General features: G+C 54.9%; 17 protein-coding genes. 11 read left to right on the forward strand and 6 right to left on the reverse strand.

Annotated features, from left to right (window positions below; all coding sequences use genetic code 11):
• Positions 1-33: 33 nt before the first annotated feature.
• Positions 34-987 carry a twin-arginine translocase subunit TatC gene (gene tatC, locus WBP50_RS01265; RefSeq protein ID WP_423931248.1) on the forward strand — a complete coding sequence of 318 codons (954 nt, stop codon included), beginning with the start codon at positions 34-36 and terminating at the stop codon, positions 985-987.
• Entirely contained in the window at positions 984-2,009 is a 1,026-nt protein-coding gene (locus WBP50_RS01270) for an alpha/beta hydrolase (protein ID WP_423931249.1), read from the forward strand. Before tatC ends, WBP50_RS01270 begins: the two co-directional genes overlap by 4 nt.
• Here WBP50_RS01270 and coaE read toward each other — a convergent pair.
• Both coaE and WBP50_RS01280 read right to left on the reverse strand, forming a co-directional pair.
• Positions 1,974-2,642 carry a dephospho-CoA kinase gene (gene coaE / locus WBP50_RS01275; protein ID WP_423931250.1) on the reverse strand — a complete coding sequence of 223 codons (669 nt, stop codon included), beginning with the start codon at positions 2,640-2,642 and terminating at the stop codon, positions 1,974-1,976. The two genes, WBP50_RS01270 and coaE, sit on opposite strands and share 36 nt — an antisense overlap.
• A gap of 2 nt (positions 2,643-2,644) precedes the next feature.
• Positions 2,645-3,001, reverse strand: coding sequence for a hypothetical protein (locus WBP50_RS01280; RefSeq protein WP_423931251.1), 357 nt, complete (start codon positions 2,999-3,001; stop codon positions 2,645-2,647).
• 229 nt (positions 3,002-3,230) lie between these two features.
• Between WBP50_RS01280 and WBP50_RS01285 the strand changes: the two genes are divergently transcribed.
• Complete coding sequence (locus WBP50_RS01285; protein ID WP_423931252.1) at positions 3,231-3,833, forward strand: superoxide dismutase; 603 nt, start codon at positions 3,231-3,233, stop codon at positions 3,831-3,833.
• A gap of 161 nt (positions 3,834-3,994) precedes the next feature.
• On the opposite strand, the gene WBP50_RS01290 is transcribed toward WBP50_RS01285, so the two are convergent.
• Entirely contained in the window at positions 3,995-4,852 is an 858-nt protein-coding gene (locus WBP50_RS01290; RefSeq protein ID WP_423931253.1) for a DUF4292 domain-containing protein, read from the reverse strand.
• Between the two features lie 237 nt (positions 4,853-5,089).
• On the opposite strand from WBP50_RS01290, the gene WBP50_RS01295 reads away from it, so the two are divergent.
• Entirely contained in the window at positions 5,090-6,271 is a 1,182-nt protein-coding gene (locus WBP50_RS01295; RefSeq protein ID WP_423931254.1) for a class I SAM-dependent rRNA methyltransferase, read from the forward strand.
• Positions 6,272-6,287: 16 nt separating this feature from the next.
• Here WBP50_RS01295 and WBP50_RS01300 read toward each other — a convergent pair whose 3' ends face one another.
• Positions 6,288-6,872 carry a 5' nucleotidase, NT5C type gene (locus WBP50_RS01300; RefSeq protein WP_423931255.1) on the reverse strand — a complete coding sequence of 195 codons (585 nt, stop codon included), beginning with the start codon at positions 6,870-6,872 and terminating at the stop codon, positions 6,288-6,290.
• A 15-nt stretch (positions 6,873-6,887) separates the two neighbouring features.
• Positions 6,888-7,694, reverse strand: a complete 807-nt coding sequence (locus tag WBP50_RS01305; protein WP_423931256.1) for a tetratricopeptide repeat protein — start codon at positions 7,692-7,694, stop codon at positions 6,888-6,890.
• A 318-nt stretch (positions 7,695-8,012) separates the two neighbouring features.
• Between WBP50_RS01305 and WBP50_RS01310 the strand changes: the two genes are divergently transcribed.
• The gene (locus tag WBP50_RS01310; protein ID WP_423931257.1) at positions 8,013-8,657 is read left to right on the forward strand and encodes a DUF5671 domain-containing protein; all 645 of its coding nucleotides are present in this window, start codon (positions 8,013-8,015) and stop codon (positions 8,655-8,657) included.
• Positions 8,654-9,070, forward strand: coding sequence for a hypothetical protein (locus WBP50_RS01315; protein WP_423931258.1), 417 nt, complete (start codon positions 8,654-8,656; stop codon positions 9,068-9,070). The genes WBP50_RS01310 and WBP50_RS01315 overlap by 4 nt, the downstream gene beginning before the upstream one ends.
• A 56-nt stretch (positions 9,071-9,126) precedes the next feature.
• Here the strand turns inward: WBP50_RS01315 and WBP50_RS01320 are convergent, their stop codons facing one another.
• Positions 9,127-9,456, reverse strand: coding sequence for a DMT family transporter (locus WBP50_RS01320; protein WP_423931259.1), 330 nt, complete (start codon positions 9,454-9,456; stop codon positions 9,127-9,129).
• Between the two features lie 228 nt (positions 9,457-9,684).
• Here WBP50_RS01320 and WBP50_RS01325 point away from each other — a divergent pair, with 228 nt between their 5' ends.
• From WBP50_RS01325 to WBP50_RS01345, 5 genes are all read left to right on the forward strand, one after another.
• Complete coding sequence (locus WBP50_RS01325) at positions 9,685-10,161, forward strand: DUF2141 domain-containing protein (protein ID WP_423931260.1); 477 nt, start codon at positions 9,685-9,687, stop codon at positions 10,159-10,161.
• Between the two features lie 33 nt (positions 10,162-10,194).
• Positions 10,195-10,404, forward strand: coding sequence for a YnbE family lipoprotein (locus WBP50_RS01330; RefSeq protein WP_423931261.1), 210 nt, complete (start codon positions 10,195-10,197; stop codon positions 10,402-10,404).
• 28 nt (positions 10,405-10,432) lie between these two features.
• Positions 10,433-10,774, forward strand: a complete 342-nt coding sequence (locus tag WBP50_RS01335; protein WP_423931262.1) for a YdbL family protein — start codon at positions 10,433-10,435, stop codon at positions 10,772-10,774.
• A gap of 21 nt (positions 10,775-10,795) precedes the next feature.
• Positions 10,796-13,459, forward strand: a complete 2,664-nt coding sequence (locus tag WBP50_RS01340; RefSeq protein WP_423931263.1) for an intermembrane phospholipid transport protein YdbH family protein — start codon at positions 10,796-10,798, stop codon at positions 13,457-13,459.
• A 114-nt stretch (positions 13,460-13,573) separates the two neighbouring features.
• Positions 13,574-16,213 (forward strand): histidine kinase N-terminal 7TM domain-containing protein, encoded by a 2,640-nt coding sequence (locus WBP50_RS01345; RefSeq protein WP_423931264.1) that lies wholly within the window; start codon positions 13,574-13,576, stop codon positions 16,211-16,213.
• The last annotated feature ends 103 nt before the right edge of the window (positions 16,214-16,316 follow it).

Genomic DNA, 16,316 nt, shown 5'->3' on the forward strand with positions numbered 1-16,316 from the left:
GGCCTCAACCCTTATCGTCATGCGCAGGGAATCATGAACCAGGAAATCGAATCGACAAAATCTCCGGAACAGGACCCGCTGCCCCAAGGAAACGAATCCATGGAAGTTCCTGAGGCGGCAACCCGGTCCGAAAGCGACGAGCCGGAGCCGGAAACGGATCAGGACCCCTATAGCGATACGGATGCCGGATTCCCCGCGGAGGAGGAAAACATGCCTGACGAGTCCGCGGAACAGGGCGAACCTCCGGAAGCCGAGGCCGGGATGAATTTCATCGACCATCTGGAGGAGATCCGCTCACGCCTCATCAAGGCGGGCATCGCGTTTCTGGTGATCACCTCGCTTGCCGGCATCTTCGCCGACACGCTGGTCAATGAGGTGCTTATCGGCCCGCTCAAGCGCAGCAGCGAGTCGATTACCCTGCAGAACCTTGTCCCCTACGGACAGGTTTCCCTCTATCTGCAGGTGGTGTTTTTCTCCGGATTCGTACTCTCGTTTCCCATTATAGCCTACCAGATATGGAAATTCGTCGAACCCGGCCTGCACGAAAAGGAGAGGAGCGCATCGCGCTTCATCATCCTCTTCATCTCGATCTGTTTTTTTGCCGGGATCGCATTCGGGTATTTTGTCTTTCTGCCGATCTCCCTGACGTTTTTTGCCGGCTTCGGAAGCTCGCTGATCAAGAACAATATCGCCGTCCAGGACTACATCAGCTTTGTGATGGGAACCCTTCTGACCACCGGCCTCGTATTCGAGCTTCCCTTCATCTCCTACATCCTCTCGAAAATCGGTCTGCTGACTCCGGCGTTCATGCGGTTCTATCGCAAACACGCCATCGTTACGCTCATGATCGTGGCGGCTGTCGTAACCCCATCGACCGATCTGGTGACCCAGCTCGTCATCGGCCTTCCCATGATTCTGCTCTATGAGATCAGCATCTGGATATCGAGCTACGTGAACCGCAAAAACAACGAAAAGAAGTACGCATGAGCGCGGGATCAGCCAGACGGCCGAGGATCACGACGGCAGTGGTGCCCGGCAGGACGCTTGCCGGAAACCCGCTCGGCGACCCGGAGGAAAGGTCCGTTCCGGTCTATCTCCCCCCCTCCTACGACGGCTCCCGGCGATTTCCGGTCATCTATCTGCTCTCGGGGTTCGCTTCGACGGGCGCAAGTTTCATGAACTACCGTTTCGGAACGCCCACCGTTCCGGAAATGGCCGAAAGGCTCATCGCCGAAGGCCGAATGCCGGAGTGCATGATCGTCATGCCCGACTGCATGACCCGGTTCGGCGGTTCCCAGTATGTGGATTCAGCGGCTACCGGCCGCTATGAGAGCTATCTCGTCGGGGAGCTTGTCCCGTTTATCGACAGTACCTTCGCAACGCTGCCCCGGAGGGAACACCGCGCCATAGCAGGCAAATCATCCGGGGGGTTCGGGGCGCTCCGCCTTGCCATGAAGCATCCCCGCTGTTTTTCCGCCGTGGCCTGCCACAGCGGCGACATGCACTTCGAGCTCTGCTACAGACCCAACTTCCCTCTCGCCGCCCGTATTCTGGAACGACATGGAGGAAGCATATCGGCCTTCCTCGAAGCCTACGAATCGGCGCTGAAAAAACCGGGAAACGAATTTGCACTGCTCGACATCATCGCCATGGCCGCCGCCTATTCGCCGGGAGGAGACAAACCCGCTCCGGAAAACATGCGTCTGCCGTTCGACCCCCATACCTGCGAAATCATCGAGGATGTCTGGCAGGAGTGGCTGGCGTTCGACCCGATCCGGATGCTCGAATGCGACGACTGCCGCAGGAGCCTGCAGGAACTCAGCCTGCTCCACCTCGACTGCGGAAGTTACGACGAGTACAACCTGCAGTTCGGCCACCGGATATTTTCGGCAAAAGCGAAACGATGCGGCATTGCCCACAGCTATGAGGAGTTCCCTGATTCGCACGGCGATACGTCATACCGTTACGAGGTTTCACTGCCCAGACTTTCCGGAGCAATCTCGGCCTGAAGCGGCCTCCTGGAGAATGAATTCGTAGAGGATTTCGGTCTGGCGCCGCAGATCATCTTCCGAGCTTTCGTTATGGATGACATATCCGGCTTTTTCCAGAAGCTTTTCCTGTGGCCACTGGGATGCCATCCGGCCGAGCACCTCTTCACGGCTTCCGAGGCCCTTCTCCACAGCCCTGCGCAGCCTGAGCTGCGTGTCGGCAACCACAACCACTATCAGGTCGAGATCGGCGGTTCTGCCCGTCTCGAAAAGAATTGCCGCCTCCTTTACCAGAACCTCCCGGCCCTGCTGCCGGGCAGCCTCGACGGCGGCACGAAAGGCTTCATGGACTGCAGGGTGAACGAGGTGATTGAGCGCCTGGAGTTTTTCGGGATTCGAAAACACTTCGGAGGCAACACGGCGGCGGTCGAGCTGCAGCGAAGCGCCGGAAGCGGAAGAATACACATCATTGCCGAAGAGCTTCCGGATGCCGGCAATAATTTGGGGATCGGAGCACTGCAGCTCTTTGGCCACCCTGTCGGCCTCGAACAGGGCGCATCCCATTTCCGCAAGAAAATGGCAGACCGTTGACTTGCCGCTTCCGATTCCACCGGTCACGCCAACCAGAAAAGGCCTTTTCAACTCTCTTTTCATGACTATTTCTTCCGTATATCCGTCCTGACGAGCGCCACCACCTTTTTCCAGCGCTCCGGCTGCTCACGGTAGAGTTTCATGCGACGCTGAAATTCGCGCTCGGTGAGGGAGTGGCGGCTGAGCATCAGATCGAGATCGGGCGCGGAGGGCGGAACGAGCGCCACATCCTCACTCCGGGAGATAACGCCGGAAGCGATGAGATAGTCGCTGTAAAACGCCGCGAACCGGCGATCGACGCCATCGAGCCTGACGTCACGAGCGGAACTGCAGCCGGCAAGCGTGGCCAGCGACAGCAGCAGCGGCATAAAAGCATGAAGCAGGCGGAACCTGATGCCCCGGTTCCTTCGTTGAATATCCATCGGCAGTCGCGGAATATGGCTTTTCGGACTTTTTCCGGCCCGGAAGAAACTATAACAGTCGATATGCAGTTTAAGCATTTTTATCGATTCCTTTATCTACTTTAGGGCGTCTCTGAACAGTGTGATGCCCGATCAACGTGCAAGTCGGGACAGCGCTGCAGTTCGTTTGCGCAATAATTCTGCAAGAGATGCTCCGGCTCGCCCGAAACCTTAAAAACAACATCTACCCATGGCTTACCAGCAACCACCCCTTCCTTACGCGGATAACGCCCTCGAACCGCATATTTCAGCCAACACCATCGGATTCCATTACGGCAAGCATCATGCGGCCTACGTCACCAACTACAACAACCTTGTAGCCGGCACTCCGTTCGACGCCATGAGCATCGAGGAAGTTATTCTGGCAACGGCCGGCGATGCCGCGAAGATCGGCGTCTTCAATAACGGCGCCCAGGCATGGAACCACTCCTTCTACTGGAACTGCCTCTGTGCGAACGGCGGCGGGAAGCCGTCCGGGGATCTTGCCGCAAGGATCGACGGTGATTTCGGCAGTTTCGAAAAGTTTGTCGAGGAGCTGAAAGCCGCCGCGGCGACGCAGTTCGGCAGCGGCTGGGCCTGGCTGGTACTTGACGGCGGAACCCTCAAGGTCGTAAAAACCGCCAATGCACAGACTCCCCTTGCCTCCGGACAGACACCGCTCCTCTGCGTGGATGTATGGGAACACGCCTACTACCTCGATTATCAGAACCGTCGGCCCGATTATGTGGCGGCGACCATCCAGCACCTGCTGAACTGGGATTTTGCGGAAGCCAACTATCAGGCCGCCAAATAACCCGCAACGACCAACCCGTAATGGCAAAAGGCCCGGAACCGCGGGCCTTTTACCGTTATGCTCCGTTACGCTTCCCGGGACGGCTTCAGATTGTTTCCCTGTTCCGGCAACCGGACAACATACACACACCGCCTACTGAATACTGCCTACTGAATACCGGCTTACATCCAGGGGAGAGAGCCCATTTCGTCGAGACTGATCACCCTGGCTTTTTTAGGCCGGACAAACCGTATCGACAGCTTCTCGGGATTGAATGTCCGCTTGTCGTAATCGATAAGCAGCCGGTAGGCATCCCCCGCCCCGTTGCCGGCGGAAAGCACCATCTCGATCTGCCGTGGAATGAGCGTCGTGCGGTTGTCGAGCAGGTACGGCTGAAAATCCCTGAAATAGATCGCCGTGGTAAGCTCACCTGGTGTGTTCCTTACGAAGAGGGCCGTCAGTGTCCGGTTTTCAGGATCGATGACAACTTCCTTGCGTACCCTGGGATTGTCGAAAACGTACATCACCCTGCCCGGACCTTTTTTCACGCTGCTGACGCTTTCAACCCGCTCTTCGAGGTTTACCAGGCCAAGCAGCGATTCCGAGAGAAGACGGTAGCCTGAAGGCACACCGAGAATCTTCTCGAGGTTTTCCTCGCTGTTGCGCCCGGCAAGAAGCCTGTTGCCCATCATATCGTGCACGTAGAGCGAGTCCTTACCGAAGTACAGGTCGGCGACCGGCCATCCGAGCAGACCGGCGGAGACGATCATTCTCGATTCCCGATGCCGCATCAGCTGGATGTTGCAGTAGACCCGCTCTTTTTTCTTCGGTGTTCTGATGGTGACGTCGGCATAACCGTCAAGCGAACGCACGACCGGAGAGGCCTCTGCCACCTCCCGGTAGAGATCGGCAAGTTCACGGGTAAGTTCCGAGGGGGTGCCGGGGCGCTCGTCCCTGGTGACGGTATCCAGATCGGCGCAGCCGTACTGGAGCGAAACGACGCACAGGGCAAGCAGAACCGCAACAACTCGCTTCATCATGATGCAATACCTATCTTTAAATGTTCAATGTTTCAGTTCCCGCAGCAGAAGTGACACCTGCCCCGGGATCGTGATTTCCCGTTTTGAGAATCAGCTCTTTTATCCCACATTGTTCCCGTTTTGGCCGGTTCCCGCAAAAGCATGGCAGAAACTGCATGCCGAAAGGTTGCAATACCGTAAATTTTTGACTTAAATGTAACACCGAACGCCTTCAAAACCATAAGCCGTTTTTCACCCATGCAAGTCATCCATCTCAAACCCAAAGAACAACGGCGATTGCTCAAAGGGCACCTCTGGGTGTTCAGCAATGAACTGCAGAACGTTCCCGGCGATATTGCCGCTGGCGAAACCGTCCAGCTTCTCACCCACGACAAACAGCTTGTCGGAACCGGGTTCTACAATCCGCACTCCCTCATCTCGTTCCGCCTGCTCTCCCGCAGCGGAGAACTGCCGGACAGGACTTTCTTCAAAAGAAAACTCACCGAGGCGCTCAGGCTTCGCGAGAAGATCTACAGATTGGACGACACCAATGCATGGCGTCTTGTGCATGGCGAATCGGACGGCCTTCCGGGGCTTGTCGTCGACCGCTTCAACCAGGTTGTCGTCCTGCAGGCGTTCTCTGCAGGAATGGACCGTCACCTGCCCCTCATCTGTGAGGTCATCGACGAACTGCTTCAGCCGAAAGCGATCGTGCTGCGCAACGAGTCGGTACTTCGGGAACTCGAAGGACTGCCGCTCTACAAGGATATCGTCAAGGGCGAACGTTCCGCGACCCTGCAGACCATTCATGACGCAGGAATCAGCTACGAAGTCGATCTGCTGGAAGGGCAGAAAACCGGATTTTTCCTCGACCAGCGCGAAAACCGCAGAATCATCAGATCCTTTTCCGCCGGAGCCGAGGTGCTGGACGTCTTTACCAATGACGGAGGGTTTGCCCTCAATGCCCTTTATGGCGGCGCGAGTTCAGCCGTTATGGTCGATGTGTCGGAAGAGACCCTGAAGCGCGCCGAAAGAAATGCGCTGCTCAACGGGTTCGAAAATTTCAGTCTGGTCGCCGCGGACGCGTTTTCCATGATGGGCAAAATGGTGGAGGAGAAAGAGCGCTTCGACCTTGTTGTGCTCGACCCGCCAAGCTTCACCAAAAGCCGGAAAAATCTCCCGACGGCCCTGAAAGCCTACAAGAGGCTCAACAAACTCGGACTGCAGCTGGTCAGGCCGGGGGGATTTCTTGCAACCGCATCATGTTCGCACCATGTCTCGGAAGAGGATTTTCTGGCGGCCGTCCATCAGGCCGCGCTCTCGGCAGGAAAGCAGCTGAGAATGATCTATAAAAACGCGCAGCCGCCCGATCATCCGGTTCTGCTCTCGATGCCTGAAACCGGCTATCTCAAATTCGCCTGTTTTTACGTAACCGGCTGACGGCAACCCGCCCCGCTCACTTCAACGGCGCATAAGCACGGACCATTGCATAAACCTCCTCCCACGACGATGCTCTCGGGGCTTCGATGTGGGGGTTGGTGCTGTTGGCGAAACAGATGGTGCACAGCCCTTTCTCCCGCAGCTGCAGGACGTTGGCCGGGGTATCCTCGATATAGATATCGGCGCCTACCTGCTCCTTCTCTTTCATGAAGCAGAGATCCCAGTAGGGAATGCCGCGGCTGTCGAGCCATTCGACGGTCTGCTGTACTGCGGAGGCATGAAAATAATGGATGAACAGCCTGTGGGTGATGATGCGGATCCGGTATCCGTCGTCGGAGAGCCTGCGGAGGTACTTCCTTGCTCCGGGAACCATCTCCATGCTGCTGAAAAGCTCCCTCTGGGTGACGGCAAAACGGTGGAGACTTTCATACTGGTTCCTGTCGAGCACGCCCCATTCGCCCAGACCGTAGGAAACATCGACCGGCAGTTCATCGATCGATTTTTCGAACCACTCGGCCGCAATCTCGCGCATGCGCCTGTAAAAATCGGCACACACGCCGTCAAGATCGACGCCAATGACTATTTTCGGTTTTTCCGGCATAATTTCAGTGCGAATTCAATAGAGCGCCCGGTCAAACGACTTCCGGTGCTTCCGGGTTATCTCGTGCTCTTCGCCGAGATATCTGAAAATGGCGATACATGCCTTGCGCGAGCTGTCGTCATCATAATAACGGTTTTCCCTGATAACGCCGATGAATCCCTCAAGAGCCGCGTCAAAATCCTCCCCGGCAAGTTTCAGGATCGCGTCGGCATACCGGTCGCGTACAGGGTCGTCCGGAAGCGCATCTCTCTGCAGCATGAGCAGACGCGCAATCACCTGAGCCGCGTCGCAGAGCGATACATATTCCGCCTCGCCTTCAAGCCTCCGGCAGAGGTTCACGGCTTCAGCCGGATGGGAAAAAAGCCTCAGGCGGAGAAGCAGGGCGAGGGCTTTGCTGTTCAGGGGCTCTTTCTGCAGCACACCCTCAGCCAGAGATGCCGCCATGCCGCATTTTCCCTGAAAGAAGAATTTCTCCGCAAGTTCAACCTCCCTGGCGTATGGACCGGGAATGACCTTTTTAAGCCACTGCTCGATCTGATGTTCCGGCAGCGCCCCCGAAAAGGAATCGACAATCTCGCCGTTGACGAAAAGCCTGACATCGGGAATGCCTTTCACTCCGAAACGTTCGGCAAGTTCCGGAAACTGTTCGGTGTCGATTTTCACAAGCCGCCAGGAACCGGAATATTTTTCCGCCAGGCGCTCGAGCACCGGACCGAGCATGCGGCAGGGAGCGCACCACGCTGCCCAGAAATCAACAAGTACGGGAATATCATGGCTCTGGTCCAGCACATCACCCTGAAAATCGAAATGCTCTGTTGTCATAACCGCCGGAATGGATATTATAGTTGGACAGAAACGTTTACGGTCCCTGTTGCAAGCGTTTCTGAAAAAACAGTGAACAGGAGGTCACTGCTGGCTTCACTTATTGTAAAGGATTAATTCCTTTTGACCAAAAGCAATAAGCGCCGAAACGGCCGGGTTGCCGTTTACGGCCCTGAAACGCGGCATCCGGAAGCCGGATAATGAGTTCAGGATATCAGAGTTCCCCCGGGGCGGAAAAATTCCCGAGGAACAAATTATCCGGCCAGGCCCTTATCAAGGCATACAGAAGATTGTCAGTCACCCAATCAGCATCAGGATATGGACAGAGCGAACAGTGATCTTTCCGCTTTCGTGGGCAAGGCGCTTGGCGCAGGGATTTCCCGTACAGCGATAAGGAACGCCCTCCTGCAGGCCGGCTGGCAGAATGACCGGATTGAACGGGCTCTGGAAGACTATGCCGAACTGGATTTCCCTCTTCCGGTTCCCAGACCAAAACCCAGTCTTTCTGCCCGTGAAGCTTTTTTTTATCTCCTGCTTTTTGCCACACTCTACATCAGCGCCTTCAATTTCGGCAACCTTGTTTTTACGTTTATCGAACATGCCTTTCCGGATCCCGCAATCGAGGATGCAGCAGTAAACTGGAACAGCTACAGAATCCGCAGCGCGATTTCCTCACTGATCGTCGCCTTCCCGGTATTTCTCTATCTTTCGGGAAAGATAAACCGGGAATTGCTGAGCTCCCCGGCAGGAAGAGCCTCCGCGATACGTCGATGGCTTACCTACATCACCCTCTTTATTGCTGCAGGGGTTATCATCGGCGATCTGATTGCCATCCTCTACAACTTTCTCGGAGGAGAGCTCACAACCAGGTTCATCCTGAAATCACTCACGGTCGGGATTCTTGCAGGAACGCTGTTTTTTCACTACATCAACGGGTTGCGAAGGGAGGAACAGGAGTCATGAACGCACTCCCGAGCGAAAAAAAACTTGCCCTGACCATCTCGGCGCTTGTAACCGTCTCGGTCATCTACGGTCTGTTCCTGGCCGGCTCTCCTTTTCAGCAGAGAGAGAAACGGTTCGATGAACGACGGGTTGAAAATCTCCGGGAAATTGCACTCTCGATCGACTACTTCTACTCCCGGTACGGTTCGATCCCCGAAACACTCGACCAGCTTGAAAAAAAGGGAAACAGCACCATCGATATCACCGACCCGGAAACAGGAAGGGTTTATGTTTATGAGAAACTCTCCCGGACCGCCTACAGGCTGTGTGCGGTATTTTCGCACCCTTCCGGAGCAGAAGCCGGCGAATTCCCGGCTCACGGCCCTGGAAGGGTCTGTTTCTTATGGAACGCAAAAAAAACAGAACTCCGCTGAACACCGGTTTGCCGACGGGCAGGCAAGCGAAAACCCGAAAAAAACCGGTCAGCCCCTCAGAGCATCACCGATTTCGAGAAAAGATTCAGCACGATCACGCCGGCAACGATAAGGGCAATCCCGACCAGCGCCCCGGCATCGAGCCGCTGCTGGTAAAGCGCCCATCCCGCAAGCGTAATCAGCGCAACCCCGACCCCCGACCAGATGGCATAAACCACACCCAGGGGAAAGGAACGAAGCGTCAGCGAGAGGAAATAAAAGGATGAACTGTAGCCCGCAACAACAAGCAGCGAAGGCCAGAGTCTCGTAAATCCGTCCGCCGCCTTCAATGCCGAGGTGGCGGTGACTTCGGATATGATGGCAACGATAAGATATACCCAATGCATAAAACGAGCGGAAAAAATGTTGCGCAACCGTGCCGGACTGTTCGGCATCACGACATCCATCTCCGGCAGAGACCCGCAATACCGGTTAATGCGGAACCCGAAACAAAAAGGGCGCTGATCGGCACTTGTAAGAGGATGTTTCAATACCGATATTACGAAGTTCCCCGTTGAACGGAAAGCCGAAGTTAACGACACCATGACAGAAACGCGAAAAGTATCTTCCCCATCATGAAAAACATCATTGCAGGCATAATCCTGCCGCTCCTTCTTGTAACGCCCATACAGCAGTCAGAGGCAGAAACCCCGGCGGCCTCCCAGTGCCGGCCAGGCCAGTCCGGATGCATCACGGTATACATCCGGGAGCTGAAAAAACCCGAAGGGATGCTCGGCGTTCTGCTCTACTCCTCGAAAAAGGGTTTTCCCGACAAACCAGACCTTGCCGTTGCAAAACGGATCAAGACAATAAGCAGCACGGCACATGAAGTGACCTTCGAAAACGTCCCGTACGGCACCTACGCCGTAAGCGTCCTGCACGATGAAAACGGCAACGGCAAAATGGATAAAACCTTTATCGGCATCCCCAAAGAGGGGTTCGGGGTATCCAACAACCCGAAAATCAAAACCGGACCGCCGAGCTTCAGCGAAGCCCTGTTTACGCTGGACCGTAAACAGGCGGAGGTGAATGTGACCATGAAATATTTCTGAGCCGGGCTCATCCATAAACCATAACCATTACCCATGAACAAACGAACCGCACGAAGAGCCACGCTGCTCCCGGTTTACATTGCCACCGCATTTGCCGCAGCAGGCTGCAGCCCTACGGTGAAGGTGGAAGCGCCGGACAAGCCTATCGTCATCAACATGAATATCAAGATCGATCACGAAATCAGGGTGAAGGTCGATCGTGAACTCGACTCGCTGCTCGATACGAAAAAAGGGTTATTCTAAACAGGAGGGAAAAAACATGAAAGGAACCATGATAAAATCAGCGGCACTGAAAGCCCTGCTTGCACTGGTGCTGTTTGCCGGTTTCTCTGCGCCGGCTTTTGCACTCGATCTTGAAACCGCCCGGGCCCAGGGTCTTGCCGGTGAAGTTGATAACGGCCTCCTGGCCGTACCTCCCGGAGCGGGTGGCGAGGCCCAGGCAATCATAGCGACCATCAACAACCAGCGACGGGCGGAGTATGCAAAAATAGCCGCCCAGAACAAGCTGGCACTCGACGTTGTCGGCAGCATGATGTTCGAAAAAATCTATACCCGACTCCCGGCTGGAACCTGGGTACAGGTAAAGGGTCAATGGAAGAAAAAAGCAGGATAAGCCTCAAAACCGGGCCTGAACGTGAAATGGACACGCCGAATCGTCGTTGCGCTGCTGCTTGCAGCTATCTTTCTGCCGCTGGCGGCTTGGCTGGCGTTTCCCTGGTATGCCCAGCTGCTTGTTGACCGTACACTCGCAGGAAAACCGTTTCACGTTCAGATTTCGGGCCCCGGCATACCGGGGCCCGGCGGTGTCGCCTTCCGGAAGCTGACGGCGTCGTTCACCGCCCCGCCCGACCGGTGCAGCAGCAAGCCTGCGACCTGGAAGCTGTCTCTTGTCAACGGACGAATCTCCTGGAATATCGGCGCTCTCGGGGCCCTTCTCTTCTCCGATCGCCTGCAGACCGCCTTCGCTCTGGATGCCGACTCGCTCCGCATTCTGCCTGATCCAGAAAACTTCCTGTTCGAGGACGCGCATCCCCGCATAGCCATGCAACTCACCATCGCCCGCCGCCGGGGAGCCCCGATGGAATTTCAGCCCGAGCGCGTCTCCTATGCGATCAGGAACGCTTCGGTCATCAGGGAAAAACTCCGTCTGGCAGGCATCAATTACCGGGTATCGCTGTCGCAAGCCGGAAAATGGCTGCAGCAGCCCGATACCCTGCGTGTCTCAAAACTCTACAGTGACGGAAACCCTTCCCCATTGGGTAATTTCAGGGCGCTGTTCGGTTCGAAGCGGGATCCCGCGAGACCCTGCACCCTTATCCTCAGCAACTGCTCCATCAATCTTTTTGAATGGAACGGCGCTGCAGAGCGGATCGAGTACGATCTCAGGGAGCAGCAAACCAGTTTTACGCTCAGACTTGCCGAAATTCCCCTGAATGAACTCCCCTGGTTCAAACCCGCCGGAAAGGGCCCGCTCAGGGGCGCAGGCAGGGTACGGGGTTCCATCCCCATCGAGTTCCGGGATTCTACCGTTCTGGTCCGTAACGCCGTGATCGCTGGAGACGCCGGCGCCAGCATCCTCTATCCGATTAAAGAAAACACCCGCTGGTTTTCTCTCGATATCGGTCCGAGAAAGGGTTCCGGCGAACTCCTGAAGAACCTCAATGCAACCATCACGCTCAACAGCCGGAATAAAAATCTTTCGGGCCTTGCCGTCAGTGATTTTTCCGCCGAACTTTTTGACGGAAAACTGCAGGCATCGCCATTCATGTTCGATCCCGCAAAAAACGAGGTCATGCTGACCCTTGTCCTGAAGGATGTCCGCGCTCTGGACCGGCTGAACTATCACAGCGAAACGAGAGGCTCCTTCAAGGGAGGTTTTTCGGGGGCTGTTCCGCTTGCATTCGGAAAAAAAGGGCTCACGTTCGGACAGATCGATCTGGCCTCCGGCGTATCGTTCAGCGACATTCCGCTCCGGGACATTCCGGGACTGGCGGGCGGCAGCAACCGCAATACGCCGCTTGCCGCAGGGACCTGCAGCGGCACGCTTCCTCTCGAATACCGCAACAGCGCCCTGACGGTCCGCGACGGCATGATTTCCGGATCAAAAGGCGCTAAAATAATCCTTTACGATAAAGAGAACCGGCAGAGGCTCTCTTTCGATCTCGCATCGAACGCCGGAAGCCGCCCGCTGCTCCGAAAGATCAATGCGTCCCTGAAAATCGACAGCGCCCGCGGTCCGGTTCAGCAGTACGCCCTCGGGAAATTTTCCGCCGAAACGCTTGGAGGAACACTGCTGATAAACCCGGCCGTTATCAGCAGCAACAAGGATATCCCGCTGACCATCACACTCAAGAACATCAATGCGCTCGACCGAGTCAGACTGCATGGCGACTTCAGGGGATCGCTGAACGGCGCCCTAAGCGGCACACTCCCGCTCGTCATGGGGAAGAGAGGATTGATGATCAACAGGGCCAGGCTGCGCTCGGGCGGAGGGGGAACCGTTACCGTTGCACCTCCGATGCCGAAAAGAAGCGTGACGGAGCGTATTTTCGGCGCCCCGGATCAGGATGCGGATTACAGCTTCAGGAGTCCCGATATTCTCTTCACCCGCCACTTCGACGGAAAAACCGTGATAGATTTCAGCCTTGGGGAGCTGAAAAGAAAAACACGGGGAGGAGAAATCCTGCTTACGTCGCCGAAAGGAACGCTTGCACTGTGGCAGAACAGAAAAAATCCCGACATGGCAACCCTTTCCAATTTCCGTGCCGGCTTTTTTGACGGCACCATCGCCATCGGCCGAACCGATTTCGATATGGCAAAAAATGAAACCGAAACGGTTCTGCAGCTGAACAACATTCCCCTTCAGAAACTGCTTGACCTGCAGGGCACGAAAAAAGTCTATGCAACGGGCACGATAAAAGGCTCCATCCCCGTGAAAATGTCGGGCCAGGCGATTGAAATCATGGACGGAGCAATGAGCGCCGAATCGGACGGACAGATCATCTACGCCACAACACCGGAAGAGAGGGCTCTGGCGAACCAGGGACTTCGGACCACCTATGAGGCACTGTCGAACTTTCTCTACATACAGCTGGGATCATCCATTTCCATGGCCCCCGATGGAAAATCGGTCCTTGCCATACGGCTTAAAGGCAACAATCCCGACTTTCAGGGTGGTCGCCCGGTAGAACTCAACCTCAATGTCGAACAGAACCTGCTCGATCTCATGCGAAGTCTCTCCATATCGTCGAATGTCGAGCAGATAATTTCTGAAAAAGCACTTCAGAAAAACAAATAAACTTTTGCAGAATAGTTATTTAACAGGAAAGACATAATTTAATCATCGGATTGTCATAAATTAAATATTAAACAACTTTAAATACTTCCGCCCCCATACGTACAATTTCGGACAATGTCACATGACGTGATGCAAAACGGCAACCTGTTTTTCAATAGCTTTGCCCTGCCTCTTTTTGCCAATTCACTGTTTCTGGGCCTCCTGGCCTATCATGCCTGGAGCAGAAGAAAACACTCGGGTGCGGACTATTTCTCGCTGCTGCTTGTCTGCAGTCTCGTTTATTCGTTGTTTTACGGGCTTGAAATATCTTCACTGAACCTCACGACAGCCCTTTTCTTCATCCGCATCGAATACCTCGGCATCGCATTCATACCCCCGGTTTTCCTCCTCTTTGCACTCTCCTATACGACAAGCCTGAAAAAGTTTTCAGCTCCCCTGCTGACCGCAATTTTCCTGATCCCGTTTATCACCGTGGCTCTTGGCATGACCATCGACCGGCACACCTTCATACACGAAGAGATCCGGCTGGTCGATGGCGAACTGTTTCCCGTGGTTGCCATAAAACCCGGAATCTGGTACTGGGTCAGTCTGGCATACAACAACTTCTGCATCTTTTTCAGCAATCTCCTGTTCTACAGGCACTGGAAGCGGAGCGAATCGATCTATCGCAAACAGCTGGTCATTCTTGTCACAGGAGTCATGGTGCCGTGGATAAGCGACATCATCTATAACGCAGGTTTTGTTCCATGGGGAATCGATCCGGCGCCGTTTGCCCTCTCGTTCAGCGCCGTCATGATCTATATCGGGCTCTTCTATTATAAATTTTTTGATCTTGCGCCGGCCGTCAGGGAGATTGTCTACGAAAAAATACCCGACGCAGTCCTGGTTATCGACAAAAAAAACAGGATCGCCGATTGCAATACTGCCGCCCTGAACATTCTGGAAATCTCCAGAAACGAGATCGGAAGCCCTGCCCATCAGCTGCTGGACGCATGGCCGGAGCTGAAACAGCTGATCGGCGAAACAGGAGAAATCGCCCAGACAGACCTGAAAAAGCAGCGACACGGCAAGGAAGAATGGTTCGACATCGACATTCTCGAACTGCCTGACAGATCGGGAGCAGCGGCGGGGCGTATTATCGTTCTGCATGACATTACCAGACGCAAGCAGATCGAAGAGGATCTGATTGCAACCCGACAGAGAGCCGAAACCGCCAACAGGGCGAAAAGTAATTTTCTGGCAAACATGAGCCATGAAATCCGCACCCCGCTCAACGGGCTTATCGGCTTTTCCTCGCTGCTCATGAAAACCACTCTCGACGAGGTACAGTTCAATTATATCACCATCGTCAACAGCTCCGCAATACAGTTGCTGGGACTCATAAACGACATTCTCGACCTTTCCGAAATCGAAGCCGGAAAACAGGTTCTGTCGGAGGAAAACGTCTCTCTCGAGGAACTGGCCGAACAGGTTATCGACATGATCACCTATTCCGCACACAGCAAGAACCTCGGGATTCTGCTCGACATTCCGGCGGAATTGCGAGCTGCCACCCTTCGCGCAGATCCGGTTCGCCTGAAACAGATACTCATCAACCTGCTGGGAAACGCCGTCAAATTCACCTTCGAGGGCCACATCGAGTTACGGATCGCAACCGCACCGACGGTGCAGAATCCCTCGGAGATGAACATTGTTTTTTCGGTGAAGGACACCGGGATAGGAATCTCTCCGGAAAACCGGATAAGGATTTTCGAGGCGTTCTCCCAGGAGGACATGTCCACGACCAGAAAATACGGAGGAACCGGTCTGGGACTCACCATTTCGAACAAGCTCCTGCAGATGATGGGATCGTCGTTACAGCTTGAAAGCGCCCCCGGAGATGGAAGCCGTTTTTTCTTTTCACTCAGCCTGCCCGTGGTCGAAACAGGGAAAAACATCTTTCCGGAAACGGTTTCAGGCAAAAAAGTGCTGATTGTAGACGACGACATCCGCAATCGCGAGCTGCTCGCCAGAACCCTGGAATCCGCCTCGATCGTCTGCGAAAGTGTCTCCGGAGACCATGACGCTCTTGAAAAGGCCGGATTTTTCGATGCCCTGATCATCGATTACCACCTTGCCGATATGAACGGCATCGAGATTTCGGAAAAAATCCGGCGCAGCCAAACGACGAAACCTGTGCTCCTGATGTTTCATGCAACCGATGACCCGGCTCTTTTTTCGGCTGCACGGCAATCAGGAAAATGCACGGCCGTCATAAAGCCCGTCAAACGCCATCAGCTGCTCGGGCTGCTGACCGATCCGGAAAACACAGGAAGCAGGAATACGCTCCCCCCTCCTGAAGGGATGCTGAAGGAGATTCCCGAGAAATACGGAACATACAGCATACTCATCGCCGAGGACAACACCACCAATATGCTGCTGGCAAAAACGGTTCTGGGTAAAATCCTCCCTGAAGCAAGAATCCTTGAGGCCGGAAACGGAAAGGAGGCCGTAGCGATGTTTGCCGACCATCATCCCGACCTGGTTTTCATGGACATCCATATGCCCGAGATGAACGGTCTTGAAGCATCGGCAGCCATACGCCGGGCGGAAAAGGGCTCCAGATGCCCGATTATCGCCATGACGGCCGACTCTCTCCGTGAGCTTGACGGGAAGCTCGACACCTTCGGAATCGATGACGCCATCATAAAGCCCTACACGCCCGATACGGTCAGAAAGGCTCTCTCGACATGGCTGCAAGCGAAACAGGAATGAGACATAAGCGTAGAAACCCTCCGAGTGCCTACAAAAATGTAGGTAAATGCGAGAAAAAACCGGCTCCACAAAAAAATCTATCCGATTAAATAAAAACACGTTA

Source organism: Chlorobium sp. (genome assembly GCF_049593655.1).
Taxonomy (GTDB): Bacteria; Bacteroidota; Chlorobiia; order Chlorobiales; family Chlorobiaceae; genus Chlorobium.

Coding starts and splice junctions, on each gene's coding strand:
- tatC (WP_423931248.1), top strand. CDS start 34: ATGAACCAGGAAATCGAATCGACAAAATCTCCGGAACAGGACCCGCTG.
- WBP50_RS01270 (WP_423931249.1), top strand. CDS start 984: ATGAGCGCGGGATCAGCCAGACGGCCGAGGATCACGACGGCAGTGGTG.
- coaE (WP_423931250.1), bottom strand. CDS start 2,642: ATGAAAAGAGAGTTGAAAAGGCCTTTTCTGGTTGGCGTGACCGGTGGA.
- WBP50_RS01280 (WP_423931251.1), bottom strand. CDS start 3,001: ATGGATATTCAACGAAGGAACCGGGGCATCAGGTTCCGCCTGCTTCAT.
- WBP50_RS01285 (WP_423931252.1), top strand. CDS start 3,231: ATGGCTTACCAGCAACCACCCCTTCCTTACGCGGATAACGCCCTCGAA.
- WBP50_RS01290 (WP_423931253.1), bottom strand. CDS start 4,852: ATGATGAAGCGAGTTGTTGCGGTTCTGCTTGCCCTGTGCGTCGTTTCG.
- WBP50_RS01295 (WP_423931254.1), top strand. CDS start 5,090: ATGCAAGTCATCCATCTCAAACCCAAAGAACAACGGCGATTGCTCAAA.
- WBP50_RS01300 (WP_423931255.1), bottom strand. CDS start 6,872: ATGCCGGAAAAACCGAAAATAGTCATTGGCGTCGATCTTGACGGCGTG.
- WBP50_RS01305 (WP_423931256.1), bottom strand. CDS start 7,694: ATGACAACAGAGCATTTCGATTTTCAGGGTGATGTGCTGGACCAGAGC.
- WBP50_RS01310 (WP_423931257.1), top strand. CDS start 8,013: ATGGACAGAGCGAACAGTGATCTTTCCGCTTTCGTGGGCAAGGCGCTT.
- WBP50_RS01315 (WP_423931258.1), top strand. CDS start 8,654: ATGAACGCACTCCCGAGCGAAAAAAAACTTGCCCTGACCATCTCGGCG.
- WBP50_RS01320 (WP_423931259.1), bottom strand. CDS start 9,456: ATGCATTGGGTATATCTTATCGTTGCCATCATATCCGAAGTCACCGCC.
- WBP50_RS01325 (WP_423931260.1), top strand. CDS start 9,685: ATGAAAAACATCATTGCAGGCATAATCCTGCCGCTCCTTCTTGTAACG.
- WBP50_RS01330 (WP_423931261.1), top strand. CDS start 10,195: ATGAACAAACGAACCGCACGAAGAGCCACGCTGCTCCCGGTTTACATT.
- WBP50_RS01335 (WP_423931262.1), top strand. CDS start 10,433: ATGATAAAATCAGCGGCACTGAAAGCCCTGCTTGCACTGGTGCTGTTT.
- WBP50_RS01345 (WP_423931264.1), top strand. CDS start 13,574: ATGTCACATGACGTGATGCAAAACGGCAACCTGTTTTTCAATAGCTTT.